This window comes from Planotetraspora thailandica, from assembly GCF_016863335.1.
Lineage (GTDB): Bacteria > Actinomycetota > Actinomycetes > Streptosporangiales > Streptosporangiaceae > Planotetraspora > Planotetraspora thailandica.
The window spans coordinates 41,812-66,222 of record NZ_BOOR01000050.1; the positions used below are offsets into that span (position 1 = coordinate 41,812).

Below are 24,411 nucleotides of genomic sequence, written 5' to 3' on the forward strand. Positions count from 1 at the left end.
GGTGCCGTACCGGACGCGCCGGGCGGGGCGGTGTGGGCCCCACCGATGGGCTCAGCCGGTGTGCTCAGCCGCGTACCGGCGCGAGGGCGAGCAGGGCCGCGTCGACGGCGGCGACGAGCCGGAGCGGGTCGGGGTCGGCCTTGACGATCACCTGGAGTCCTTCGAGGAGCATGGTGATCATGGCGGCGCAGGCGGGGAGATCGAGCGTGTCGGAGATCTCTCCCCGCCGGGCGGCGGCACGCAGACCTTGAAGGAAGCCGTTCTCCACGACGGACAGAGTTTCGCGCAAGGCGCAGGCGACCTCGTCGTCGCCGGGAAGCACCTCGCCGGCGGTGTTGGCGATCAGGCATCCGCGGGGCTGCTCCTGCTGCGCGGCCAGGTCGATGTAGCCGATCAGCACGGCCCGGATGCGCGGCATGACCGGGCCTCCTTCCAGCAGCGTGGGGGCGAGCGCGTCGGCAAGGTGCTTGCGGTAGTGGGCGAGAGCACGCAGGAAGAGCGCGTGCTTGTCGCCGAAGGTGCGGTAGAGCGTGCCTGGATGCACGCCGAGTTCGGCGGTGAGGTCGGAGATGGACGTCACCTCGTAGCCGCGCGTCCAGAACAGCTCCATGGCGCGGTCGACGACGTCCTGTTCGTCAAAGGTTCGAGGTCGGGGCACGTCCCCACGATACCCCTATTTGAATGCGCGCTCACAAACCTGTACCTTCACGTTTGAGAGCGCGCGCTCAACTACGCTCCGACAGGTCGCCGAACGGCTCAGGCTGACACGGGAGTCCTGGCGGAACCCCCCTGATCGCGCCCGCGGCGTGCCTGCACGGCGTTCCGGAGAAGGCCGGGCGGAAGGCGCGCCACCTCGGGCGCGGGGGCTTCCTCACGTGGGCGGCCCCGTCAGCGAGTCCTTCACCACCATTCCAAGGAGCGTGTTCCCTTGACCATCGGCATCATCGGCGCCGGGGCCATCGGTTCGGCGGTGGCCGAGATCCTGTCCCGGGCCGACATCGACGTCATCGTTTCCAACAGCCGCGGGCCGGATACGCTCGCCGATCTCGCCCGACGCCTTGGCAGCCACGTCCGCGCCGGCACGCGGGAGCAGGCGGCCGCGCAGGACATCGTGTTCGTCGCGGTGAACTGGTCCAAGATCCCCCGTGCCCTGGCCGGCCTGCCCGACTGGAACGGCCGGATCGTCATCGACACGAACAACTCGATCGAAGCGCCCTCGTTCCAGCCGTTCGAGCTGCACGGCAAGACGTCGAGCGAGGTCTTCGCGGACCTGGTTCCCGGTGCCCGTGTCGTGAAGGCCTTCGGTCATCTGACGCCCGACCTGCTCACCGCCGCTCCCGCCGCGCGCGGAGGCCGCAGGGTCCTCTTCCTGTCCGGAGACGACCCCGAAGCGCGCCGTACGGTGCAGGCGCTGATCCACCGCCTCGGCTTCTTCAGCCTCGACCTCGGTCCGCTCGCCGTCGGATCCCGTCTCCTCCAGTTCCCCGGAGGCCCGCTTCCCAGCCATCACCTGGTGAAGATCGGCTGAGCCCGAGCATCCAACCCTGAGAAGAGAAGAGCAATACATGTCATACCAACCCCTGGCTGGAAAGGTGGCACTGGTCACCGGCGGCTCGCGCGGTATCGGAGAGGCCACAGCCCTGCGCCTGGCGGACGACGGAGCGAACGTCGCCATCACGTACGTCTCCTCGTCCGAGCGGGCGCGGAGCGTCGCGTCCAGGATCGAACAGCGCGGCGTCCGGGCGGAGGCCTTCGCGTCCGACCAGGCCGATCCGGAACAGGCGGCGAACCTGGTCGACAAGGTCGTGGCGGCGTTCGGCCGGCTGGACATCCTCGTCAACAACGCCGGAGTCTTCGTGACCGGCTCCATCGACGCCGAGGAAACCGACTGGGAGGCCATGGACCGGCAGTACGCCGTCAACGTCGCGGGAGTCGTGGCCGTCACGCGCGCCGCCGCCAAGGTGATGGGCGAAGGCGGCCGGATCGTCTCCGTGGGATCCACGGGTGGCGACCGTTCCCCCTTCCCCGGCATCGCTGACTATTCCGCGACCAAGGCCGCGATCACCGCGTACACCCGTGGGTGGTCGCGCGACCTCGGTCCGCGTGGCATCACCGTCAACGCGGTGCAGGCCAGCTCGATCAGCACCGACATGAACCCCGATGTCGGGCCGTTCGCCGACATCCAGCGCTCGATGAACGCCCTGGGCCGGTACGGCAGGCCCGAGGAGATGGCCGCCGCCATCGCGTTCCTCGTCGGCCCCGAGGCCGGCTTCGTGACCGGCGCCACGCTGAACGTCGACGGCGGCTTCAACGCCTGACGGGCTGCTGCGTTCCGGGTCACGCGTCCCTGCCTTCTTCAGGGGCGCGCCGGCACCCCTCGAACGGCGCCGGCCGCCTCCGCGGAAATCGCGGAGGCGGCCGGAGACCGAGGAACCGGGTGTCAGCAGGGCTCGGGTCCTCGGCATGCCGGCCTCTCCGGCGGGATCTAGGAATTACCCCTCCAAGGAGGGCATCTTTTGCCCTGTTTTGGTAGTGAAGTGCCTACTCTGGCGCCATGAAGGGCCCTCTTGGCGAGTTCCTTCGCGCCCGGCGCGAGCTCGTGTGCGCTGATCAAGTGGGGATGACGGCCGGGGACCGACGGCGGACGCCTGGGTTGCGCCGCGACGAGGTGGCAATGCTGGCCCAGGTCAGCGTCGACTACTACATCCGGCTGGAACAGGGCAGAGAACGCCACCCATCGGATCAGGTCCTCGACGCTCTGGCGCAAGCCCTCCGACTCGAGCCCGAGGCCACCGAGCACCTGCATCGACTCGCCCATGCCCAGGCGCGCAAGCGCGGGCCGGTCGACCAGGTCGATCCGAACCTGCTTCGCCTTGTCCAGGGGTGGGACCACACACCGGCGTTCATCGTGAACCGCCGATGCGACGTGCTCGCCAGGAACTCACTGTCCGAAGCCGTCTGCGGGTGGCTGGAACACAGCGACAACCTGCTGCGAATGATCTTCCTCAACCCCGCGTCGCAGGAGCTCCTGCAGACGCACTGGGAGCAGGAGGCCTCTTCGCACGTGGCCCACCTTCACGCCATGGCGGGAGCCGACTACGACGACCCGTTTCTGGTCGAACTGGTCGAGGAGCTCTCGCTCGTGAGCGGGCACTTCCGCCGGATGTGGGCTCGCCACGATGTACGGGCCAGGAGCCGGGAGACCGTGCGCGTCCACCACCCCGACGTCGGCGAACTGACGCTTCGTTTCGAAGGGTTCAGCGCCAACAGCACCCCCGGCCAAAGTCTCGTCATCGGCCACACCGACCCCGGCAGCCCGTCCGCCGACGCCCTGGCCCAACTGGGCCGGCTCACCCTCAACAGGAGTTGATCGGAGCCGCCCCAAATTGGGAGCCGCTCGCGGTTGGCGGGTCAGGTGACGGCGAGATCGCCGTGCTCAGCCCAGCAGGGTGATGATCTCGTCCACGGTGCCGGTCTCCCCGATCTTGGGGAAGATCCGCTCGACGCTGTGCCGGTGGATGACCTCGTCCGGGTCGGTCACCGCGTCGGTGGCCACCACCACGTGATAGCCGTGGTCGCGGCCGGAGCGCGCGGTGGACTCGACACCGGAGCCGGTCGCCACTCCGGCGAGGACGATCTGGGTGACGCCCAGATCGCGCAGGTAGGTGTCCAGGCCGGTGTCGTGGAACGCGCTGACCCGCCGCTTGGTCACCCGGATGTCGGTCGGCGCGGCGTCCAGCTCGTCCATCAGCTCGGCGAAGTCGGCCGGCAGCGTCCGGGTCCGCATGGCCGAGGCGACCTCGGTGCGCCCGGTCGCGCCGTCGGTGACGTTCACCAGAACGACGGGCAGGTTGTGTTCGCGGAACGCCCGGGCGAGACAAGAAGCGCGTTCGGCGACGCTCGGGGGCACCGCGCCGGCGATGCCCTTCTGCAGGTCGATGACGACCAGGGCGGGCTTGGGATCGATGGTGCTGACGGTCATGCTTTCCCCTTCTCGGGTCGAGGGCGGCCGCGCAGGGCGGACGCGAGGGCGGCGAGCAGCGCCAGGGCGGCGCCGACGGCGAAGACCACGACAAGTCCGTCGTGGAACGCCGACGAGATCAGGTGGGGGAAGAACTGCCGGCCGGTGAGGTCCGCCACCTGGCCGGCCGACAGGGACGACAGCGCGCCGGTCGGCTGCAGCAGGTGCTGGATCGGGTTGATGCCGAGCTGCGCCGCGAACAGGGTGGCGACCGGCGGCAGGCCGGCCACCTGGTGCGCGACGGCGGCGGACACGCCGTGCTGCTGCAGGCCGGTGTTCAGTGCGTCCGGCAGCGAACTGGCCAGCCCGGCGATCATCAGTGCGAAGAACACGCCGATCGAGAGCGCGGTGCCCGAGTTCTGGAACGTCGAGCGCATCCCCGACGCCGCCCCGCGTTGTCGCGCCGGCACGCTACCCATGATCGACGACGAGTTGGGCGAGCCGAACATGCCGCTCGCCACGCCGTTCAGCGCGATCAGCACGGCGAAGCTCCAGTAACTGAAGTCCGTGGGCAGGAGTATCAATCCGACGAAGGTGGCCGCGAAGAGGATGGAACCCCAGGTGGCGAGGCCGCGGGAGCCGAACCGGTCGGACAGGTACCCGGACACCGGCCCGGCCAGCAGGAACCCGGCGGTCAGCGGCAGCAGGAAGATACCTGCCCACAAAGGCGCGTCGATGTAGTCATAGCCGTGCAGCGGCAGCCAGATCCCCTGCAGCCAGATGATCAGGATGAACTGCATGCCGCCGCGGCCGATCGAGATGGCGAGGCCGGCGAGATTGCCGGCGGTGAACGCCCGCAGCCGGAACAGGCTCAGCTCGATCATCGGCGCCGCGACCCGCGTCTCGATGAGCAAGAAGACCGCCAGCAGGGCGATCCCGCTGAAGCCGAGCCCGAGCACGAGCGGGTTCGTCCACCCCATCGTGTGCGCACCGTAGGGCTGCAGACCGTAGGTGACCGCGACCAGAAGCGCGCTCAGCCCGATGCCGAACGTGGCGTTGCCCCACCAGTCGACGCGACCGCCGCCGCGCTGCCCGGTCTCGCGGAGCTTGCGGTAGGCCCAGGCCGTCCCGAAGATGCCGACCGGCACGTTGACCCAGAAAACCGCGCGCCAGTCCCACGCCGTGAGCAGGCCTCCCGCCACCAGCCCGATGAACATGCCGGCCAGCGCCGCGACCTGGTTGATGCCGAGGGCGAAGCCACGCTGCTCGGCCGGGAACGCGTCGGTGAGGATGGCGGCGGAGTTCGCCTGCAGCATCGAGCCGCCGACCGCTTGCAGCAGCCGCCAGCCAATCAGCCACAGGGCGCCGTGGGCGCCGAGGAACGGATCGAAGGAGAGCAGTACGGACGCCACCGTGAAGACGGCGAATCCGGCGTTGTAGATGCGCACGCGACCGTACATGTCGCCGAGGCGGCCGACGCTGACGACGAGCACCGCCTGCACCAGGCGATACCCCATGATCATCCAGAGTAGGTAGGCGATGCTGCCCGGCGCGAGCGGGTCGAGGCGGATGCCGTTGAAGATCGCGGGGAGGGCGATCAGGACGATCGAGCCGTCCAGCGCCGACATGAACACGGCCGCGGTCGTGTTGGTCAGCGCGGTCCACTTGTAGCGATCGTGCTGCTGAGGTGAAGTTCCGACATCTACTACCACTCAACGCAACCTAACCTTGCAAGGCTGGGTTTGCAAGTTTAGGATTCTAAATATGCAAAGAGCCAAGGCGCGTGAGGTGGCGGCGGCGATGCTGATGAGCGTCAGCCTGCTCAAGCGGCGGATCCGCGACATCACGGGTGACGGGACCCTCACCAGTCCGGAGTTGAGGGTCCTCTCGCGGCTCGATCGCGCCGGCCCGGCGACGACGGCCGACCTGGCGCGACGAGAGCAGATCACCCCGCAGGCGATGGGTGCGACCGTGGCGCTGTTGGAAGGGCGGGGCTTCGTCGCCCGCTCGCCCGATCCGCAGGACGGGCGTCGCGTCATCCTGACGCCGACGAAGGAGGGCGAGCACGCGCTGCACTCGGGACGCAGCGCGCTCGCTGACCGGTTCACCGATACTCTGCTCGCCGCCTTCGACGACGACGAGATCGAGGTGCTGCGCGCCGCGGCCCCGCTGATCGAGCGATTGGCCGAGCAGATGTGACGCGAATGCGCCCCAAGCCCGAGCGCGACCGGTAGCAGCGGGAATCTACGTTGTAAAGGGCCGGGCTCTGCGCGTAGATCATCTCGCTTGGGTGGCAGCATTGGGTGCATGGAGCCGGGTGTCCACGCCCGCGGGGGAGGGCCAGCTCAGGGGCAGACGGCCGGGGTATCACGGGCGGGCGGCTGCGGCACATGCCCCGAAGATCTCGTCTTGGCCGTGCGCGCAGCGGGCGTCCGTGACGAGCGCGTGTTAGAGGCTGTGCGTGACACGCCGCGTGCCGGCTTCGTGCCCGCTGAGTACGCCTCGGACGCCTGCTACGACGAGCCCATCCCGATCGGTCACGGGCTGGTGACCACCCAGCCGTCGTTGTCGGCGAGGATGATCGACGGCCTCGGCCTCACCGGGAGCGAACACGTGTTGGAGGTCGGCACCGGCCTTGGCTATCAGACCGCTCTGCTCGCCCGGCTGTCCGCCGATGTGGTCAGCGTCGAGTGGTGGCCGGACCTGGCGCGGCAGGCGCGGCGCAATCTGGCCCGGCTGGACATCGGCAACGTTGAGGTGCTCGACGGGGACGGCACCTGCGGCGTCCCGGACCGAGCGCCCTTCGACGCCGTCGTCGTGTCGGCCGCGTTTCCCGAGGTGCCCCCGCCGCTGGCCGAGCAACTCGAGCCGGGCGGGCGCCTCGTGCAGCCGATCGGGCCTGGCGGGCAGGAGGAGGTGATCGTCTTCGGGCACGCCCCCCACGGCCTGGAGCGGCGGCGGGTGCTCACCCCTGCCAGATTCGTCCGCCTGCGCGGCCGGTACGGATTCCCCGGCGGAGATGATGACGGCCTTCGATGAGTCGGCCGGCACGGCCACCACCACTGACAGGCCTTCGTCGACGGCGTCGGCAAAGGTGTCAGGTGCGGGGCGGAACCTCCGGACGATGCCCCCGCGCTCTCGGTCGGTGGGTGGTTCCCCGGAACGTGAAGGACTCCTGGTAGGAGCGGGAGCCAGTCCTACCAGGAGTCCGGGTGCACGTATCGCCCCAGTGCCAGTACTCGTCATGCCCTGCTCATGGCCGGGGCGGTGCTGGGCCGGGACGGGGCAGGGGTGCGCTGCCACCGTGCTCGTCACTGGGCCTGCGACCGGCGTCGCGGCGCTGGGTCAGCCGGTCGCCGCCATCGCGGCGAAGTCCCGGGCGACCTGCGGGTAGATCAGGTTCTGATCGTTGCTCAGGCCTGCCTTGATGTTCCGGGTGAAGTCGTCGATCAGGACCTCGGGTTGGCCGGCCTCCAACGCGTCAAGTCCCGCCCGGGCCACCGAGCGCGGATCGATCTTGTCGGCGTCGACGCCGGCTGACATGTCGGTGTCGACGTAGCCGGCGTGCACGCCCAGGACCTCGGTGCCCTGGCCGGCGAGCTGGGACCGGGCGGCGTTGGTGTAGTTCCACGCGGCGGCCTTCGAGGCCGAGTAGGTGGTCATCCACGGCGCGCCGACGAACGAGACGACCGAGAGCATGTTGACGAACGCGCCGCCGCCGTTGCGGGCGAGCACCGGGGCGAACGCCGAGGTCATTGAGATGAGGGCGATGTAGTTGGTCTCGATCTGCCGGCGGGCCTCCTGCGCTGAGGCCTGCAGCGGGAAGTCGCGGGTCAGGACGCCGGCGTTGTTGACGACCAGCGACACGTCGGACAGCTTTTCGGCGACGGCCGACACGTGCCCGGGGTCGGTGACGTCGAGGGTGACGGGGATGATCCGCGGGTCGCTGACCCTGACGCTGTCGGCATTCCGCGCGCCGGCGTAGACGGTGCCGGCGCCACGGGCCAGCAGCTCTCCGACGAACGCGCTGCCGATGCCGCGGTTGGCCCCGGTCACCAGCGCGACGGCTCCTTCGATCTTCATCGTTCCTCCTGAACGAAATTGGATGATGGCCGTCATCCTAACCGCATTTGGATGTCGCGTATCATCTAGTTCATGGTGCGCGCATCACAGAGCGAAAAGCAGGCCACGCATGAGCGGATCGTGGCGGAAGCCGCCCGCCAGATCCGCGAGCGCGGCACCCGCCAGCCGGGGATCGCCGAGATCATGGGAGCCGCCGGCCTGACCCACGGCGGCTTCTACAAGCACTTCGCGTCCCGCGACGAGCTGATCGCTGCGGCAGCCGAGCAGGCGATGCGGGCCGCAGAGCCCGTCGTCGCCGCGTCCCTGGCCGCGGAGGACCCGCTTGCGGCGTTCACCGACTGGTACGTCTCGAGCGCCCATCGCGACGATCCCGGAGACGGGTGCGGGGTCGCCGCGCTCGCCGGCGACGCCGCGCGCGACGGCGCGGTGCGAGGCGCCTACCGGGCCCAGGTCGCGCGCTACCTCGAATTGCTCCAGGAGATGCTCGGCGATGAGGACCCGGCCCGGCGGCAGCGGGCCGCGGTGACCTTGAGCGCGCTTGTCGGGGCAGTCGTGATCGCCCGCGCGCTCGGCGACACTCCCACCTCGGACGCGCTGCTGGCGGACGTAGGCGACGCGGTCCGCGAACGGCGACTGCTGCCGGCGGACTGAGGAGTGAAGGCCGCGAGTCCTGCGTCGCCGCGCTCCTTAATTGTGACTCGTCCGTAAGCTGAGGGTGTGTCCCCCGCACTGGTCCTGCTTGACGGCGTCCGATGGCGGGGTCTGCGTGTGGTCGGCGATCGCGCGCAGACCCTGCTGGCAGTGCTCGCCATGCACGGGCGTACAGGGGTCGGTGACGAGCGCCTGGTCGAGGAGTTGTGGCCCGACGAGGCGCCGGCCAATCCGACGAAGGCGCTGCAGGTGGTCGTCTCGCGGACCAGGGCGGCGACGTGCGCCGATGTGGTGGAACGGATCCCGCGTGGTTACCGGCTCGGGCTGCCCCCTGGTGAGGTGGACGCGCTGCTGCTCGGCGCGCTGGTGGATCAGGCACGGGCCGCGTTGGGCGAGGACGACATGGCGCTCGCGGGTCGCCGCGCCGAAGAGGCCATGGGTCTCATGGCCGGCGGCTTGGACGGCGCCACCGGTGCACTCGCTGAGCTGAGGCGCGTCGCAGCAGAGTGGGTGGCCGAGGCGCGACGGGTGACGGCGATCGCGCGGGGCCGGAGCGGCGCTCACGAGGGCGCGCTGCCGCTACTGGAGGAGGTCGCGGCCGATCGGCCGTACGACGAGGAATTGCTCGCCTGCCTGCTCCGCAGCGAGGCCGCCGTACGCGGTGCCGCCGCGGCTCTGGAGCGCTACGAGCGGTATCGCGCGGGCCTGGTCGCGCGGCTCGGCACCGAACCAGGGCCTGGGCTCGCCCGCGTGTACGCCGAACTCCTCGCCGCAGATCGGCCGGTGCGCGAGGGCATCCTGTTCGACGGTTCCTCGCTGCTCGGCCGTGACGGCGACATCCGTGCGGTGCACGCCCTGGTGCAGACCAACCGGGTGGTCTCCATCATCGGTCCCGGCGGGCTGGGCAAGACGCGGCTTGCTCATGTCATCGGCAGGAACGCCGCGCAGCCCGTCGCTCACTTCGTCGAACTCGTCGGCGTCTCCTCGCCGGAGGGCGTGGTGGGCGAGGTGGGTTCGGCGCTCGGGGTTCGGGACTCGGTCAGCGGGCGTCGTGCCCTGACGGCCGAGCAGCGCTCCGACGTGCGCGCGCGGATCGCCCAGCATCTCGACCAGGCTCCTGCGCTGCTGATCCTCGACAACTGCGAGCACGTGATCGAGGCCGTGGCCGACCTGGTGGCGTTCTTGTCCGTGACGACCCGCGACCTGCGGGTGCTCATCACCTCACGCGCCCCCTTGTCGATCCCCGCTGAACGCGTCTACCTGCTCGGCGAGCTGCCCACGGGCGATGCGGTGGAGTTGTTCCGCCAGCGCGCCACGGCCGCCCGCCCGGGTGTGCGGATCGACGAGGGAACGGTCGAGGAGGTCGTCGCCCGCCTCGACGGCCTGCCGCTCGCGATCGAGCTGGCCGCGGCCAAAGTGCGGGTGATGTCGGTGGAGGAGATCGCGCGGCGCCTGGCGGACCGGTTCGCCCTGTTGCGCGGTGGGAACCGTACGGCCCCCGACCGGCACCAGACGCTGCTCGCGGTCATCGACTGGTCGTGGAACCTGCTGGACGAGCCGGAACGGCAGGCGTTGCGATGGTTGTCGCTGTTCGGCGACGGTTTCTGCTTGGCCGCGGCCGAGCACGTGCTCGGCCCGGACGCCCTGCACGTCGTGGACGCGCTGACCGAGCAGTCGCTGCTGAGTGTCCGCGAGGCGACGTACGGCCTGCGCTACCGGATGCTGGAGACCGTCAGGGAGTTCGGGCGGATGCGGCTGAAGGAAGCCGGCGAGGAAGCGCCTGCTCGGGCGGCGCAGCGGGCCTGGGCGACGGCCTACGCCCTCGAACACGCCTCCGAGCTGTTCGGCCCGGCGCAGTTCGCGGCGGTCGACGCGTTGCGCGCCGAGGAGAGCAACCTCGCCGATCTGCTCCGGCAGGCTCTCGGCGAACCCGATCCCGTCACGACGGTCCAGTTGCTGGCCGGGGTCGGCGCGCTGTGGTCGGTCCGTGGCGACCACTCCCGGATCCTCGTTCACCGGGACGCGATCGCGAAGGCGATCACCGGGTGGGTGCCGCCGCCGTACATCGTCGAGGTGACCAGAGCCGCCCTGCTGATCACAATCATGAACACCATGATCATCACTGATCGCCCCGGCGGGCCGCTGCGCGACCTCCTCCGTACGCTGCCCACCAGCGAGGGGGCGGATCCCCGCGTGACGGCGATGGCAACGGTGGTGCTGGCGTGCGACACGGCCGACGAGGCCGACCTGCGCCGGCGGCTGGCGGAGTTGTGCCGGAGCGCCGACCCTGACGTGGCCTTTGCGGCGACGCAGACGAGCGTCCACGTCTTGGAGAACGCGGGCGACGCGATCGGGGCGATCGAGGCCGCGGAGCGGACCCTGAGGATGCTCCGCGCTGACGAGGGGCCGTGGTTCGGCGCGATCATGCACGCCTTGCTGGCTCACCTCGTCATGCAGCTCGGCGACCGCCGGCGGGCGGTCGAACACGCGCGGACCGCCATCCCGGTGCTGAGCCGGCTCGGCGCCACCGACGACGAGACCCAGCTTCGTGTGGTGTTGCTGATCTCCGCGCTCGCCGACGGCGACCTCGACATCGCGGAGGCCGAGTTGGCCGAGATCACCCGGATCAGCGACAACGAGGCGGCGCTCGGTGGCGTGGCGATCGTCTCGTTGTGCGCGGCCGAGCTCGCCCTCGCCCGCGACGAGACGGCCGCCGCGCTCGCGGAATACCGCCTGGCCGTCCAGCGGGCGCGCGACCTGCGCCTGCCCGGGGTGCAACACGGGGAGCTCACACCGTGGACGATCATCACGGAGTCGGTCACCCTGGCGGCATACGCGTACCACGCCCCGCCGGAACACGTCTGGTACGGCGAGGAGCTGTTCTCCGCCGTCCGGGGCTACGACCTGCTGGGCTTGAGAATCCCCGTCCTCGACTACCCGCTGTGCGGCTCGATGCTCTTCGCGCTCGGCGCCTGGGGGCTGCTGCGGGGTGCCACGGCTCCCCGCGACGCGATCCGGTTGCTGGTGCTGGCCGAGCGGTTCGCGTACAACAGCAGCATGCCCAGCATGACCTTCGGGCGGATCGAACCGCACGCGGAGTGGGCCGCGCCCGGGATGATCGCCGCCGTGCGGGCCGAATACGGCGATCGACGCGGCCCCGACCTGCTGGATGAGGCGCGGAACCTTCTCGAGCAGGTCTCCGGCCATGCCGGGCGGAGGTCACATGTGCCGCTTGTAGCTGCGTACCGACAGCGGCGCGAAGATCGCCATGACGATCAGGCACGCCAGGATCGTCCAGGCCACCTCTCCGCTGACGACAGCGCGGTTGGCGAGGTCGCGGGCGGCCGTGACCAGGTGTGAGACCGGGTTGACCCGTACGAACGCGGCCAGCCAGCCGGGCAGGGTGTCGATGGGGACGAACGCGTTCGACAGGAACGTCAAGGGGAACAAGATCATCATAGAGATGCCCTGCACGGCCTGGGCGCTCCGGGCGATGGTGCCGACCCAGGTGAAGATCCAGGCCAGCGACCAGCCTGTGCAAATCGCCAGCAGGATCGCGGCGAGCACGCCGCCCGCTCCGCCGCCCGGGCGGTAGCCCATGACCAGACCCATGGAGAAGGTCAGAGTGGCCGCGATCGTGTAGCGCAGCAGGTCGGCCACCATCGGGCCGGCGAGCGGCGCGATCCGGGCGATCGGCAACGACTTGAACCGGTCGAAGACGCCCTTCTCCATGTCCTCGCGGAGTTGCGTGCCCGTGGCCATGCACGTCGTCAGCACGGTCTGGGCGAGGATGCCGGGGATCATCAGGGGGAGGTAGCTCTCGACGTCGCCGGCGATGGCGCCGCCGAAGATGAAGGCGAACATCGCGGTGAACAGGATGGGCTGCAACGCCACGTCGAAGAACTGCTCCGGGTTGCGGCGCATCTTCTTGAGCGCCCGCCACGCCATCGTCAGGGTCTGGCCGAGCGTCTCCGCCATGGAGACGTGCCGCCGGGCGGCCGCCACGCGTTCGGCGGCCCGGACCGCCTCGCGGGCGGGTGCGATCACAGTGCTCATCGGTTCTCCTCCATGCCGGTCTCGTCGTCCGTCTCGTGGCCGGTGAGGGCGAGGAACACCTCGTCCAGGCTGGGCTTGGCCACGCTCACCGAGGAGATCGACACCCCGGCGGTGCGCAGCGCGATCAGTACGTCCGCGGCCAGGTCGGCCTGGTCGAGGGCGACGTTGAGGCGGCCCTGCTCCGGGCTGAGGACCGGGTCGGAGCCGAGGACGCGTCGCACGACCTCCACGGCGGCGGGCACCTCGCCCGGCTCGGCGAGCAGCAACTGGAGGGTGGAGTTGCCGACCGCGGTCTTCAACTCGTCGGGGGTGCCTTCGGCGACTTTGCGGCCGCGGTCGATGACGGCGACGCGATCGGCGAGCTGGTCGGCCTCGTCCAGATATTGCGTGGTCAACAGCACCGTGCACCCGTCGGCGACCAGACCGCGGATGGTGTCCCACATCTGGCCGCGCGTGCGCGGATCGAGACCGGTGGTCGGCTCGTCGAGGAAGATCAGCGGTGGCCGGGTGATCAGGCTGGCCGCCAGGTCGAGGCGCCGACGCATGCCGCCGGAGAATTGCGCGATCGGTTTGTCGGCGGCCTCCTCCAGGCCGAACTGGCCCAGCAGCTCGGTGGCGATGCGCCGGGCCTGTGGCGCGGCGATGCCCTGCAGGCGGCTGAAGAGCCAGAGGTTCTCGCGGGCAGTCAGGTTCTCGTCGACCGACGCGTACTGTCCCGTGACGCCGACCAGCTGGCGGATCACGTGCGGGTTGCCGGCCACGTCGACCCCGAAGATCTCGGCACGGCCCGCGTCGATCTTCAACAGGGTGGCCAGCATTCGTAGCGTGGTGGTCTTGCCGGCGCCGTTCGGGCCGAGGACGCCGAAGATCTCACCGGGGCGTACGTTCAGGTCGATCCCGTCGACGGCTCGGTGCTCGCCGAACGTCTTCATCAGCCCTTCCGCACGTACGGCCAGATCGGCGCCCTCGTTGGGGGCCGGGCCACCCCCGGTACGTCCGAGTTCTGTGATGCTCATGGCTTCACTCTGCGCGGCGCCGGTTTCACGGCGCCCTCGACCGGGTTTCACCGGGTGCTCCGCGGATTCGCTTTTCATCATTCCGGCGAAGCAAGCCAGTTCACCTCCGACACGGAGTATGAGAAGCGTCGGCGGGAGTGCGGCGGTCTGGTTCATTCGGTTGCGAGGGCGGCCGCGTTTGCGGCCGCCCCGCGAGAACGTCGGGACTTACGCCGCTGACCGTCGTGCCGTGACTGTCGGGCCCGCGACCGTCTGGTGCGTCTTCGAGCCCACGAACAGGGCGATCCCAACGGCGAGGAGCAGCAGGTTGGTCGCCAGGTCGACGATGTTGGTCAGCAGGTCGTGGCGGTCGCTCTGGGCGAAGGTGAGCAGGAAGCCTCCGACCCCGTAAGCGAGCGGCGCCCATCGACGGCCGCTCGGCAGGTCGGCCCTGCGCGCGATGAGGATTCCCGCCACGAGCGCCACGAGCGTCGACCCGAGACCGCCTATCGGCAGGAGCACGTTGTCCTGGCCGGTCGTGAGCATGACGATCCCGCCGATGCTCAGCAGCACCCAGCCGACCGGCCACAGAGCCAGCGTGATCCGGGACGGCAGGCCGGGCCCTGCTTCCTTCAACAGGGCGAGGCCTGTGGTGAGCACGGCCGTGGCGACGCAGGTGATGTCGCCGAGCGTGTTCCCGATGTACCAGGAGGTCGTCGTGTCCGCCGGGTCGCCGAGCATGACGGCCCACCCGGCGAGGGAGAACAGGCAGCCGGCGATGCCGACGGCGCCGAAGACGCGTGTGCGGGAGGAGTGGTGCATGTCGATCCTTTCTGCGGCGGCCGCGGCGGGCCGTCCGGTAGGGGTGACGAACGGGTGTCAGGTGATCGGGTGGGCCGTGAGCAGCAGCACCGCGACGACCAGGGCGACGACGAGCCGCGCGGCGGAGACGATGACGTCGAACGGAGGGACCGCCGGGAGCACGAACGCCGGCACACCGGTCACCGCCGTCAGCGCCTGGGTGGACACGACCGTGTTGCGGGCCCAGACCACTCCGCGCCACGCCGGTGGAATCGCTGCGAGGGTGAGGAGGGCGAATCCGAGAACCACCGCCGTCACGATGGATTCGGACGGCAGCCGATGGACGGATACGGCGACGTCCGAACCGGCGCATATCGCCGCGATGACGAACCCCCACCGTGCCGTGCCCGGGATCGGCGCCTTGCCAGGGCCGGCGTCGCGCATCGCATGATTCCTTTCGGGTGGCGTGGGACATCAGTCTGCGAAGCCGGACGGCATGCGCGAATGAGTCGGCCTTCCTGAGAGGGCTCGCCGGAGCGGGAGAGATTCCCGGCGGAATCGGGAACGCCGTCCTACGACGGCCGTGATCGTGCGCCTTACGGCGCCACGTCGGTGATCGCCATACTGTGCGCATGGACACAGATCGCGACACTCCCGCAGCCATACGGGTGCTCCTCGCCGACGATCACCCGGCGCTACGGCGTGGACTCGCGCTTCTGCTCGAGACACTTCCGGGCATCGAGGTCGTGGCACATGCCGGGGACGGCGAGGTGACGCTGCGGGAGATCGCGCTGCACCGCCCGGATGTGGTCGTCATGGATCTGCACATGCCCGTGATGGACGGTGTGGCGACGACCGAGAGGGTGGTCCGCGACTACCCGGGTACGGCGGTCCTGGTCCTGACGATGGTCAGCGAGGACACGATGGTGACCGAGGCGCTCCGGGCGGGCGCCCGCGGCTACCTGCTGAAGACGGCCGAGTCCGATGAGATCGAGCGCGCGATCCGGGCGGTGGCCGCGGGTGACGCGATCTTCTCCCAGGCGGTCGCGGGACGCCTCATCGACCGGCTGTCGGCGCGGGAGCCGCCTCTCCCCCAGTTGTCCCCCCGTGAGCGCGAGGTGCTGGACGAGGTGGCCACAGGAGCGACCAACGGTGCGATCGCGCTGCGGTTGCACCTGTCGCACAAGACGGTCGCCAACCACGTCTCGGCGATCTTACTGAAGCTCGGCGTCGCGACCCGTGGTCAGGCCATCGTGATCGCCAAGGACGCCGGCCTGGGTCGACGTGGCTGACATACGTACCCGCCCCCGCGTCATCGTGGTGGGCGTCGTCGGCGCCGTTCTGACCGCCATCGCGATCGTCTTCGCCAACATGGCCGGCGTCTCCTGGCGGGACTGGGTGGACACCTACGCGATCACCAACATCGTGTTCGGCATCGGGTTCATCGTGCCCGCCTTGATCATCGGGTGGTACCGGCCGGGTCACCGGGTCGGCACATTGTTCATGATCAGCGGACTGGGGCATCTGGTAACCGCAGCCAGTGGCATGCTGCTGACCTACGGGCTCCAACACGGCTGGCCCCTGCCGCCGGAGCGCACGTTGGTCACCTTCTACTTCGCGGGCTGGCAGCTGGGGATCGGCTTCCTCGCCAACATCGCGTTGCTGCTCTTCCCAGACGGCCGCCTGCCGTCCCGCCGCTGGCTCCCCGTCCTGTGGCTGACGATCGCCGCCGGGCTGTACGAAACCGTGAGCAGCGTCCTGTCGACCGGCACGTTCTTCGGCCACCCCGGCGTGACGTCGATTCTCAACGTGGGCCTCGTCCAGCCCAACCTCGCCGACACGGTCTTCGAGCTCCTGTTCATCCCCCTGAACATCGCGTGGGTCACGGCGCTCGTCGTCCGGTACCGGCGCGGCGACGAGCGGACGAAGCGGCAGCTGCTGTGGCTCATCCTGGCGCTGATCGCCATGATCGTGCTCAACACCCAGCGCTGGATCACCGGCGACGGGCCGATCCTCCTGCTGCTGTCGTTCGTGATGATCCCGCTGGCCGTTGGTGTGGCGATCGTGCGCCACCAGCTGTTCGACATCCGGCTGGTGTTGTCCCGCACGCTCCTCTACGGCCTGACCCTGACCGTGATCGTCGCCGTGTACGCCGGCCTCGTCGCCGCGTTCTCCCTGTTCGTTCCCCCCACCGCCGAACGGGGCGCCCAAACCGGCGCGGCGATCCTGGTGGCGATCGGATTCACGCCCGTACGGCTGCTGATGCGGCGCCTCACCGATCGTGCCTTCTACGGCGGCCGGTCGGACCCCGCCCGCACCGCGCAGCAGATCGGGCAGACGCTGCATCACGAGGACGACCTCGGCGGCGTGCTCGACCGCACCCGCGTCGCCCTGCGCATCCCGTGGATCGCGTTGCACACGGCGGACGGCGCCCTCCTCGCCCAGGCCGGCACGTCCCAGGAGGGCACGACCGAGGAGGTCGCCTTGCGGTACCGCGGCGACCAGGTCGGGACGGTCCGCGTCGAACTGCGCCGGGGTGAACGGCGCCTGCACACCGCCGACCGCGACACGCTCGGCCTGATAGGCACGCCGCTCGCGGTCGCGCTGCACGCGCTGCAGTTGACCGAGCAGGTGCGCCAGGCCCGCGTCGCCACCGTCGAGGCCGCGGGAGCGGAGCGCGTGCGCCTGCAGCGTGAGCTTCACGACGGCCTCGGCCCTTCGCTGACCAGCGTGGCGTTCCGCGCCGACGCGGCGTCCAACCTGCTCAGGTCCGACGTCGAGGCCGCCGGTCGGCTGATCGGCGAGGTTCGCACAGACCTGCGAGCGGTCATCGACGACGTACGGAACATCGTTTACGGCCTGCGCCCCATGGAACTGGATCGGCTCGGCCTCGACGGTGCCCTGCGCGAACACGTGGCAGCCGTCCCCACGCAGTCTGAGCGAGAGATCTCCATCGAAGTCGAGGCACCCCATCCCATGCCCGCCCTCTCCCCGGCGGTCGAACTCGCGGCATACCGGATCGCGAAGGAGGCACTGACGAACGTGCTCCGCCACTCCAGCGCCCGCAACTGCCGAATCTCGCTGCGCGTCGACGGCAACCTGCACATCGATGTGAGCGACGACGGAGGCAAGCCCGCCACGTGGCGCCCCGGCGTCGGACTTCGATCAATCGCCGAACGTGCGGAGGAACTCGGCGGCACCGCCACTGTGGGACCGGCCGCCAACGGGTGGCAGGTCACCGCTTGTATTCCGATCCACGACAGCATGGATCTCTAGGATCTGTTTGAGCTGACCAGGGAGCGATCCTCGTGGGCGCCGCCTTCTGGAGGCGGCCCGTGCCGCTCCCGCTCGTCGGCGGCGCGGGTGAGGCGGCGTCCGAGACGCTGGGCGGGTTTCTCGACGAAGCGGTAGCTCAGCGCGGCACAGCCGATCACCGTCGTGAAGAGCGCCGCCTCCCACGCCACCCGCACCAGGAGGGGGATCCCGGAAGGATCCACGGTCAGCCTCCTGACGATCTGCAGGATCAAGGGGTGCAGCAGATAGATGGAGTAACTCACCAGGCCGAGCCACACGAGAAAGGGCCAAATCGTACGGCGGCGCAGGGCGAGGGCGGCGGCGAACGTCAGCCACGCCGCGACGACGGCGGTGGACCAACTCCACTCGAACGCGTACTGTGCGGCCTCCGACATGCCCCACCCAGGCCCGAACATCACCGCCGCGCCAACGGAGAGGATGGGCACCAGACCGATCGTCCACCGCGTTCCGCCCCATCGCGCGGGCGACCGCTGCATGCGGTAGACGGCGGTCCCGCCGAACATGGTGGCCAGGAGGATCAGGCTCTCCCACGCGCCTACTCTGCTGTTGAGGGTGAGGAGTATGAGCGCGAGGGCGGCTATGAGGGCGGCGCCGAGCCGCCGTATGTCATGGTTCGCACTGAGGGTGGCGACGATCCCGCCGAGGAGCGCGACGGTCGTGACCCCCACCACGCTCTGCCCCATGGTGTGGGACAGCCAGCCCGCCGGCGCGAGGGCGCCGGCTATGAGTGCGCACACCGCGAACGTCAGCGAGATGCGGGTGCCGACCCGGTGCACGCCGAACACGAACATCGCGGTCACGAGCAGGTAGAACGCCATCTCGTACGAGAGGGTCCAGAAGACGTTGACGACGCTGGGCACCTGGAGCAGGTCCTGCAGCATCGTCACGTGCGCCAGTGTGAACGTCATCGGATGCTGCGCAGCCTGAGCGGGCAGGACGGAATAGACGCCGACGGCGCCGAACACGGTGCCGACCATCGCTGCCAGCGCCCACAAGGGGTAGAGGCGAAAAAAGCGCGTGATCCAAAAGCCCCGCACATTGCCTCGGCGTTCTATCGAGATCGGTATCACGTATCCGCTGACCAGGAAGAACACCAGCACGCCGTACTGTCCGAAGTCGAACCACGGGCTGACCGATCGCCGGATCTCGGGCAGCAGGGCGTCCAGCGAGTGCTCGAAGACGACGATCAGCGCGGCGAGCCCGCGTAAGGCGTCAAGCCAGGATTGCCGGGCGCCTTGGGACCTCTGGGGCGAGAGGGTGGAGCGGGTTGCGACGTGCATCCGGCCTACGGTGTCCCGGATCTCTGCTTCCTTGGCCACTTCGTAACACTATTGGCACAATAGTGATGATAAGTACCAATTGCCCCATAATGCCCAAGAGGTTGTGCGGCTCAGGCGTCGGGCCGCCGGCCTGCCTCGCTGAGCAACCGGCCGCCGAGTTCGGTCCGCGAGTAGAGCACCTGCCGACCCTCCCGGCGTGAGGTGAGCAGCCCGACGGCGCGCAGCGCCTGGAGGTGCACGCTGAGCGTCGGTGCGGAGAGCGCCATCTGGGTGGCGGCCTGGGTGGTCGACATCGGCAGGTCGAGCTGGGCCAGCAGGGCGGCCCGGGTATGCCCGAGGACGCCGGCGAGCGCCGAGCCGGTTTGCTCGGGGTGCTCCTCCCAGAGCCGGCCGAGGCCGCGCGGCACTAGGAAGTCGGGGATGTAGCCCTCCGGACGCACCAGCGCCCGCAGCAGGTCGAGGTCGCGCTCGCGCAGCCGGCCCGCTCGCTCGGCGAACCTGTCGATCCAGGGACGGTGCAGGTGCCGTCCCTGCCTGCGGGCGGCCAGCGTACGCAGGCTGGCGACGGTCTCCATGAGGGGCGAGACGGCGAAGCGCACGCGGGTCAAGTCCGCCGCCGTGAAGTGCAGGTGGATCACGCGGCCGCCCTCTCGGATTAGGTCTGCGCCTAATCGTCGCATTGTGGGCGACGCCACTGCAGACTTGGGGACATCAACCGCTGATCATGAGAGGACATCGAAGATGCGCACGCTGATCTACACCGCCTTCGTCTCGCTGGACGGGGTCGTCGACTCTCCCGGTGGCAACAGCCGCACCGAAGCCCACCGCAGCGGCGGCTGGACCTTCAAGGACATCGAGTTCCTCCCCGAGGCGTACGAGCTCAAGGGCCGAGAGATCGAGGAGGCCACCGCGCTGATGTTCGGCCGGACCAGCTACGAGGTGTTCTCGCCGGTTTGGCCGGACATGGAGGACTTCGCCGCCCTTAAGGAACTGCCGAAGTACGTCGTCTCGACCACCCTCGGCGAGGACGCCCTCGTCGACAACTGGGGTGACATCACGATCCTGCGCTCCCTCGAGGACGTCGAGAAGCTCAAGGAGACCGACGGCGGCCCCATCGTCATCCACGGCAGCGCCACCCTCGCCCGTAACCTTTCCGACGCCGGCCTGATCGACCGCTACCACCTGCTGGTCTTCCCCGTGCTGCTCGGAGCCGGCAAGCGGATGTTCAGCGACACCGACAAGGACAAGCAGATGCTGAAGCTGGTCGAGTCCGAGACGTACGCCAACGGCATCACCAAGTTCGTCTACGACGTCGTCCGCTGAGGCGGCCGCCTGGGCCGCGAATGATGGAGGCTGGTCGGCAGGGGACAGGTGCCGTACGGCGCGGGGACCGCCCGTCAGGTCGTCAACCTGTCGATGACGCCGGCCAGCCATCCTTCGTACTGCCGCGGGGTCCAGCCGGACCGCTCGGTCAGCAGCTGGTAGACCTCGACGGACAGGACCGCCCAGAGCCCGTCGCGCTCCTCGCGCGTCGCCGGACGGCCCAGGACCATCGAAATGCCCTGCTCGACGCTGATCCGCCGGCGCTCCTCGCTCTCGGTCAAGAGCCCGTCCAGGTCGCCATCCGAGGCCGCAGCCTCCCTGAGCACGAGGTACACGCCGGCGGTCCGCTGGTGGATGGTGGTGACAAGGCCGGCCGCCGCGGCCACCCGTTCCCCGCGCGTCCCGGAGGTGAGCGCGGCGAACTCGGGCCGCCGGGCGAGCGGCTCGGGCCCGGCGTCGCCGACGACGGCCACGTCGAGGACCGACACGAGCAGCTCGCCCTTCGAACGGAAGTGGGCGTACACCGTCTCGACAGACACGCCGGCGGCGCGGGCGACCTCCCTCATCCCGGTCCCCGCCCAGCCCCCTTCGCCGAACAGCCGTGCGGCCGCGGCGAGGACGGCCCTCCGTGTCTCCGCGGCCTGCCGCTCGCGGTGCGGCGACCGGTACGGCCGCCGCACCCGGGGTGCCTGCTCCGCCGTCACGCCCCTGCCCGCGTCGCCGACAGGTCAGGCTGCCAGCGGGCGGCGGCCCTGCGACGGTACGCGCCGGCGAAGCCGTGTATCAGGAGGAACCGCGGGACCGCGGGGACGAGATTGACCACGACCTGGTAACCCTCGGGGTCGATGCCGTCGAGCAGCCAGTGTCCCTCCAGGCCCAGCTGGGCGAACGACTTCGATTTGACGTTGGTGGCCTGGTCCCACGCCTCCCACTCGGCCTGAGTGATGCTCTTCGACACGACCGGCATGCCCTCCTCGACCTCGCGGTCGAGATGGGGGATGAGCACCTCGTTCAGTTCGTCCAGCGCCGCGACGAGCTCGACGCGGGCCTCGTCCGTCGTCGTGTCCGCGTAGCGCCGCCCGACGGCCGTCATCGCCTCCATGGCCGGGACGATCCTGTGGTGGTCGGCCTCCAGCGAGTCCAGCAGCGGGCTCGCAGCGGGGTTGCGGTCGCGCACCAGCGGCCAGAGCCCCTTGTCCTCACCGGCGTGGTGGTGGTGCAGGAAGTCCATCATCCAGACCGCGTGCTCGCCGAGCGCGCGACGCTGACGCCCCACCGGATGAGGCTCGCTCGTCAGCGCCGCCCGCGTGCGGTCCAGGTCGCGGCGCAACGCACCGTGCACGACGCCCATGATCCGCGTGTCCGCTGGGCCTGATTTCGCCCCCATGTCGCCCCCTTCTATCGACGTTGACACGGGGAGCGTAGATCCACGGCGTTTTCACTCCTATGTCGTTCAGGTGAATATTTGCGTGCGTTCGAGGCGTGGTCGCGGCGGCGCATCGCCGTGGGTGCGACCACCACCTCTTCCGCCAGGCTTCATCGCATGCTCGTGGTGACGCCATCCGCGCTTCTTGGCTGATCCTTTTAATCGGGTGCGCGCCCTTGATCGAACTGGGCGTAGCGGGGGTGTTGCCTCCGTGTCATCTCTTGACCCGAGGTTCCAATGAAATTGATGGTTTTGAACCATCGGAGTACGACGTCACTGCTGGTGGCGCTCGCCGCGGCGACAACGCTGGTGGTCTCACCTGCCGCCGCGTACGCGGACAGCGGTCAGCCTGCGCCGATCACCGGTGGAATTCCCTTGATCAACACGGCCGAGAAGATCGGTCCGGGGATCAACCTGCAGCACGTGAAGGCGCTCGACCAGAAGGGCTGGTACGACGCGCAGTATCTGACCGTGGACCTGTCCAACAGCGCGGTCGGCACGGACCTGCTGACCTCCGGACCGGTCGCGTCCGGCGGGCCGCTCAGCGCGGCCGCCAACAAGGCCGGCGCCGTCGCAGGCGTCAACGGCGAGTTCTTCGACATCGGCAACTCGAACGCGGCGCTCGGCGGCGAGGTCCAGGACGGGCAGCTCATCAAGACCGCCGACATCGGCGGCCGCCCGCACGTCGGCGTCAGCAAGGACGGCATCGCCCAGCTCGTGGACCTCACGGTCAACGCGACCGCGAACTTCGCGGGCGCGGACCACAAGGTCCTGACGATCAACGCCGCGAACGGCGGCGGGGTCCCTGCGGACGGCATGGTCGCGTTCACGTCCGCGTGGGGCACCTACAGCCGCAACCGCGGCCTGACGGGCGTGGCCAACGACCAGATCGCCGAGGTGCTGGTCCAGAACGGCAAGGTCGTTTCGGTCACGCCGAACGGTCCCGCGGGTTCGGGGACGATCCCGGCTGACGGGTTCTACCTGGTCGGCCGCGGCGCCTCGGCGACCGCGATCCGCGCGCTGCAGCCCGGCGACCCGGTTGCGCTCAGCTACGCGCTCGCCGACGACGTCGCCAAGACGATGAAGTTCGCGCTCGGCAACGGCGGCACCATCGTCTCCGGCGGCAAGGTGGTGGGCGGCCTCGACACCTCGATCGCCCCGCGCACCGCGCTCGGTTTCAAGGACGGCGGCCACACGCTCGTGCTCGCCACCTGGGACGGCCCGGGCGGCACCGGCAAGGGCGGCGTCGGAATCGACAAGGAGGCGCGTGACCTCGCCGCGATGGGCGTGCAGACCGCGGTCAACCTCGACGGCGGCGGCTCGACCACGATGGTCGCCCGCGCGCTCGGCGAGGACGACGCGACCGTCCGCAACGTCCCGTCCGACGGTCAGGAGCGCAGCGACCCGAACGGCGTGGGCGTGTTCGTCACGAAGGGCGACGGCAAGCTGCACGAGCTTCTCCTGAAGGCCGCGCCGGGTGCGGCGTCGGCCGACGGCGGCGTGAAGGTCTTCCCGGGGCTGCACCGCGCGCTCGTTGCGCAGGGCGTCGACAACCACCAGACGCCGGTGACGGTCGACGCGAAGTCCGTGCGGTGGTCCGCTCCCGGAGCGTCCGTCAAGGGCGGCACGCTCGCGGCCAAGGGCAAGTCGCACCGCACGATCACGGTCAAGGCGCAGGTGGGTCACAAGGCGGCGCGTGAGAAGGTCACCGTCCTCGGCCCGGTCAACGGCGTCGAGCTGTCGTCCCAGCGCCTGTCGATCGCCGACGCGACGCCCGCCAACGCGGTCACCGTCTCCGTGACCGGCCGCGACGACCAGGGCTACACGGCCCCGATCGACCCGCGGGACCTCTCGCTGGACTACGACCACAGCGTCGTGGACATCCAGCCCGTGGACGGCAAGCTGAAGATCACCCCGCTCACCGCCGCGGGTACGATCCTCACGGTCTCGGTCGGCGGCAAGTCGGTCCAGCTCCCGATCACGATCGGCGTCGAGACCAAGACGGTCTACGACTTCAACGACGACGTGCTCGCCCGCTGGCGCAACAACAGCACCGCGGCAACGACGTTCTCCGCGGACCCCGACGGCCTGCGGATCACCTTCAACGCGATGCGCAACGTGGGCATCGTGGCGGCGTCGGCGGCCCAGCGCGTCGCGGTGCCCGGCCAGCCGCTGCGCATTCGGGTGCGGATCAAGTCGAGCATCAGCGTGCCGAGCGGCCTGACCTACATCGCCTACTACGACGCGAACGGCAAGAGCACCGGCGTCTACGGCACCGGCCTTGCCGCGAGCAGCGACTGGCAGTACGCGACGTTCACGCTGCCGGCCAACACGGCGTTCCCGATTTCGATCTCGACCTTCCAGGGCATCAACACGAGCGTCGCCCAGCAGAAGGCGGGCACGTTCGTCCTGGACCGCATCGAGGCCGACGTCCCGACGTCGATCGACCTGCCCGCCCAGCCCGGCCTGCAGGCCGACCCGCTCATTTCCGATGACGGCACGCTGCCCGAGGGGCACGAG

21 protein-coding genes and 2 pseudogenes are annotated in these 24,411 nt (G+C 69.7%); 11 read left to right on the forward strand and 12 right to left on the reverse strand.

Features of this window, described 5'->3' with window-relative positions; translation table 11 throughout:
- Positions 1-64: 64 nt before the first annotated feature.
- On the reverse strand, positions 65-658 hold the full coding sequence (locus Pth03_RS28365; protein WP_203947472.1) for a TetR/AcrR family transcriptional regulator: 594 nt from the start codon (positions 656-658) through the stop codon (positions 65-67).
- A 258-nt stretch (positions 659-916) separates the two neighbouring features.
- Between Pth03_RS28365 and Pth03_RS28370 the strand changes: the two are divergent.
- The 3 genes and pseudogenes from Pth03_RS28370 to Pth03_RS28380 form a co-directional block, all read left to right on the forward strand.
- Positions 917-1,528 (forward strand): annotated as a pseudogene (locus tag Pth03_RS28370) (NADPH-dependent F420 reductase); the annotation flags it as partial.
- Between the two features lie 37 nt (positions 1,529-1,565).
- Positions 1,566-2,318: an SDR family NAD(P)-dependent oxidoreductase gene (locus tag Pth03_RS28375; protein ID WP_203947474.1), complete on the forward strand. Its 753-nt coding sequence runs from the start codon at positions 1,566-1,568 to the stop codon at positions 2,316-2,318.
- Between the two features lie 236 nt (positions 2,319-2,554).
- Entirely contained in the window at positions 2,555-3,370 is an 816-nt protein-coding gene (locus tag Pth03_RS28380) for a helix-turn-helix transcriptional regulator (protein ID WP_203947475.1), read from the forward strand.
- A 66-nt stretch (positions 3,371-3,436) separates the two neighbouring features.
- Here Pth03_RS28380 and Pth03_RS28385 read toward each other — a convergent pair whose 3' ends face one another.
- Positions 3,437-3,982: an isochorismatase family protein gene (locus tag Pth03_RS28385; RefSeq protein WP_203947476.1), complete on the reverse strand. Its 546-nt coding sequence runs from the start codon at positions 3,980-3,982 to the stop codon at positions 3,437-3,439.
- Complete coding sequence (locus tag Pth03_RS28390) at positions 3,979-5,673, reverse strand: MFS transporter (RefSeq protein WP_239119431.1); 1,695 nt, start codon at positions 5,671-5,673, stop codon at positions 3,979-3,981. The genes Pth03_RS28385 and Pth03_RS28390 overlap by 4 nt, the downstream gene beginning before the upstream one ends.
- 52 nt (positions 5,674-5,725) lie before the next feature.
- Here Pth03_RS28390 and Pth03_RS28395 point away from each other — a divergent pair, with 52 nt between their 5' ends.
- Positions 5,726-6,160, forward strand: a complete 435-nt coding sequence (locus Pth03_RS28395; RefSeq protein ID WP_203947477.1) for a MarR family winged helix-turn-helix transcriptional regulator — start codon at positions 5,726-5,728, stop codon at positions 6,158-6,160.
- Positions 6,161-6,370: 210 nt separating this feature from the next.
- Positions 6,371-7,000 (forward strand): protein-L-isoaspartate O-methyltransferase family protein, encoded by a 630-nt coding sequence (locus tag Pth03_RS28400; RefSeq protein WP_275413228.1) that lies wholly within the window; start codon positions 6,371-6,373, stop codon positions 6,998-7,000.
- A gap of 306 nt (positions 7,001-7,306) precedes the next feature.
- Here Pth03_RS28400 and Pth03_RS28405 read toward each other — a convergent pair whose 3' ends face one another.
- Complete coding sequence (locus tag Pth03_RS28405) at positions 7,307-8,044, reverse strand: SDR family oxidoreductase (protein WP_203947479.1); 738 nt, start codon at positions 8,042-8,044, stop codon at positions 7,307-7,309.
- Between the two features lie 72 nt (positions 8,045-8,116).
- On the opposite strand from Pth03_RS28405, the gene Pth03_RS28410 reads away from it, so the two are divergent.
- Both Pth03_RS28410 and Pth03_RS41720 read left to right on the forward strand, forming a co-directional pair.
- Positions 8,117-8,695, forward strand: coding sequence for a TetR/AcrR family transcriptional regulator (locus Pth03_RS28410; protein ID WP_203947480.1), 579 nt, complete (start codon positions 8,117-8,119; stop codon positions 8,693-8,695).
- Positions 8,696-8,854: 159 nt separating this feature from the next.
- Positions 8,855-9,874, forward strand: a pseudogene (locus Pth03_RS41720) (AfsR/SARP family transcriptional regulator); the annotation flags it as partial.
- 2,040 nt (positions 9,875-11,914) lie between these two features.
- On the opposite strand, the gene Pth03_RS41725 reads toward Pth03_RS41720, so the two are convergent.
- From Pth03_RS41725 to Pth03_RS28430, 4 genes are all read right to left on the reverse strand, one after another.
- Positions 11,915-12,751 (reverse strand): ABC transporter permease, encoded by an 837-nt coding sequence (locus Pth03_RS41725; protein WP_239119432.1) that lies wholly within the window; start codon positions 12,749-12,751, stop codon positions 11,915-11,917.
- Positions 12,748-13,767: an ATP-binding cassette domain-containing protein gene (locus Pth03_RS28420; protein WP_203947482.1), complete on the reverse strand. Its 1,020-nt coding sequence runs from the start codon at positions 13,765-13,767 to the stop codon at positions 12,748-12,750. The genes Pth03_RS41725 and Pth03_RS28420 overlap by 4 nt, the downstream gene beginning before the upstream one ends.
- Before the next feature lie 207 nt (positions 13,768-13,974).
- The gene (locus tag Pth03_RS28425) at positions 13,975-14,568 is read right to left on the reverse strand and encodes a hypothetical protein (RefSeq protein WP_203947483.1); all 594 of its coding nucleotides are present in this window, start codon (positions 14,566-14,568) and stop codon (positions 13,975-13,977) included.
- A gap of 57 nt (positions 14,569-14,625) precedes the next feature.
- Entirely contained in the window at positions 14,626-14,991 is a 366-nt protein-coding gene (locus Pth03_RS28430; RefSeq protein ID WP_203947484.1) for a hypothetical protein, read from the reverse strand.
- A gap of 188 nt (positions 14,992-15,179) precedes the next feature.
- On the opposite strand from Pth03_RS28430, the gene Pth03_RS28435 reads away from it, so the two are divergent.
- Positions 15,180-15,839 (forward strand): response regulator transcription factor, encoded by a 660-nt coding sequence (locus Pth03_RS28435; protein WP_203947485.1) that lies wholly within the window; start codon positions 15,180-15,182, stop codon positions 15,837-15,839.
- A complete protein-coding gene (locus Pth03_RS28440) occupies positions 15,832-17,823 on the forward strand; it encodes a sensor histidine kinase (RefSeq protein ID WP_203947486.1) in 1,992 nt (663 codons plus the stop codon). The genes Pth03_RS28435 and Pth03_RS28440 overlap by 8 nt, the downstream gene beginning before the upstream one ends.
- Here the strand turns inward: Pth03_RS28440 and Pth03_RS28445 are convergent.
- Positions 17,820-19,142 carry an acyltransferase family protein gene (locus Pth03_RS28445; RefSeq protein ID WP_203947487.1) on the reverse strand — a complete coding sequence of 441 codons (1,323 nt, stop codon included), beginning with the start codon at positions 19,140-19,142 and terminating at the stop codon, positions 17,820-17,822. The two genes, Pth03_RS28440 and Pth03_RS28445, sit on opposite strands and share 4 nt — an antisense overlap.
- A 110-nt stretch (positions 19,143-19,252) precedes the next feature.
- Complete coding sequence (locus Pth03_RS28450; protein ID WP_239119433.1) at positions 19,253-19,780, reverse strand: ArsR/SmtB family transcription factor; 528 nt, start codon at positions 19,778-19,780, stop codon at positions 19,253-19,255.
- A 103-nt stretch (positions 19,781-19,883) separates the two neighbouring features.
- Between Pth03_RS28450 and Pth03_RS28455 the strand changes: the two genes are divergently transcribed.
- A complete protein-coding gene (locus Pth03_RS28455) occupies positions 19,884-20,465 on the forward strand; it encodes a dihydrofolate reductase family protein (RefSeq protein WP_203947489.1) in 582 nt (193 codons plus the stop codon).
- Between the two features lie 74 nt (positions 20,466-20,539).
- Here the strand turns inward: Pth03_RS28455 and Pth03_RS28460 are convergent, their stop codons facing one another.
- Both Pth03_RS28460 and Pth03_RS28465 read right to left on the reverse strand, forming a co-directional pair.
- Positions 20,540-21,169, reverse strand: a complete 630-nt coding sequence (locus tag Pth03_RS28460) for a TetR/AcrR family transcriptional regulator (protein ID WP_203947490.1) — start codon at positions 21,167-21,169, stop codon at positions 20,540-20,542.
- Entirely contained in the window at positions 21,166-21,852 is a 687-nt protein-coding gene (locus Pth03_RS28465; protein ID WP_203947491.1) for a hemerythrin domain-containing protein, read from the reverse strand. Before Pth03_RS28465 ends, Pth03_RS28460 begins: the two co-directional genes overlap by 4 nt.
- A 291-nt stretch (positions 21,853-22,143) precedes the next feature.
- Here Pth03_RS28465 and Pth03_RS28470 point away from each other — a divergent pair.
- Positions 22,144-24,411 (forward strand): phosphodiester glycosidase family protein (locus tag Pth03_RS28470; RefSeq protein ID WP_203947492.1); only part of this gene is annotated, 2,268 nt, incomplete at its 3' end.

What these genes read in the sequence shown, in the direction of transcription:
- Pth03_RS28375 (WP_203947474.1), top strand. Translation starts at nt 1,566, where the DNA reads ATGTCATACCAACCCCTGGCTGGAAAGGTGGCACTGGTCACCGGCGGC.
- Pth03_RS28380 (WP_203947475.1), top strand. Translation starts at nt 2,555, where the DNA reads ATGAAGGGCCCTCTTGGCGAGTTCCTTCGCGCCCGGCGCGAGCTCGTG.
- Pth03_RS28385 (WP_203947476.1), bottom strand. Translation starts at nt 3,982, where the DNA reads ATGACCGTCAGCACCATCGATCCCAAGCCCGCCCTGGTCGTCATCGAC.
- Pth03_RS28395 (WP_203947477.1), top strand. Translation starts at nt 5,726, where the DNA reads ATGCAAAGAGCCAAGGCGCGTGAGGTGGCGGCGGCGATGCTGATGAGC.
- Pth03_RS28405 (WP_203947479.1), bottom strand. Translation starts at nt 8,044, where the DNA reads ATGAAGATCGAAGGAGCCGTCGCGCTGGTGACCGGGGCCAACCGCGGC.
- Pth03_RS28410 (WP_203947480.1), top strand. Translation starts at nt 8,117, where the DNA reads ATGGTGCGCGCATCACAGAGCGAAAAGCAGGCCACGCATGAGCGGATC.
- Pth03_RS41725 (WP_239119432.1), bottom strand. Translation starts at nt 12,751, where the DNA reads ATGAGCACTGTGATCGCACCCGCCCGCGAGGCGGTCCGGGCCGCCGAA.
- Pth03_RS28420 (WP_203947482.1), bottom strand. Translation starts at nt 13,767, where the DNA reads ATGAGCATCACAGAACTCGGACGTACCGGGGGTGGCCCGGCCCCCAAC.
- Pth03_RS28425 (WP_203947483.1), bottom strand. Translation starts at nt 14,568, where the DNA reads ATGCACCACTCCTCCCGCACACGCGTCTTCGGCGCCGTCGGCATCGCC.
- Pth03_RS28430 (WP_203947484.1), bottom strand. Translation starts at nt 14,991, where the DNA reads ATGCGCGACGCCGGCCCTGGCAAGGCGCCGATCCCGGGCACGGCACGG.
- Pth03_RS28435 (WP_203947485.1), top strand. Translation starts at nt 15,180, where the DNA reads ATGGACACAGATCGCGACACTCCCGCAGCCATACGGGTGCTCCTCGCC.
- Pth03_RS28445 (WP_203947487.1), bottom strand. Translation starts at nt 19,142, where the DNA reads ATGCACGTCGCAACCCGCTCCACCCTCTCGCCCCAGAGGTCCCAAGGC.
- Pth03_RS28455 (WP_203947489.1), top strand. Translation starts at nt 19,884, where the DNA reads ATGCGCACGCTGATCTACACCGCCTTCGTCTCGCTGGACGGGGTCGTC.
- Pth03_RS28465 (WP_203947491.1), bottom strand. Translation starts at nt 21,852, where the DNA reads ATGGGGGCGAAATCAGGCCCAGCGGACACGCGGATCATGGGCGTCGTG.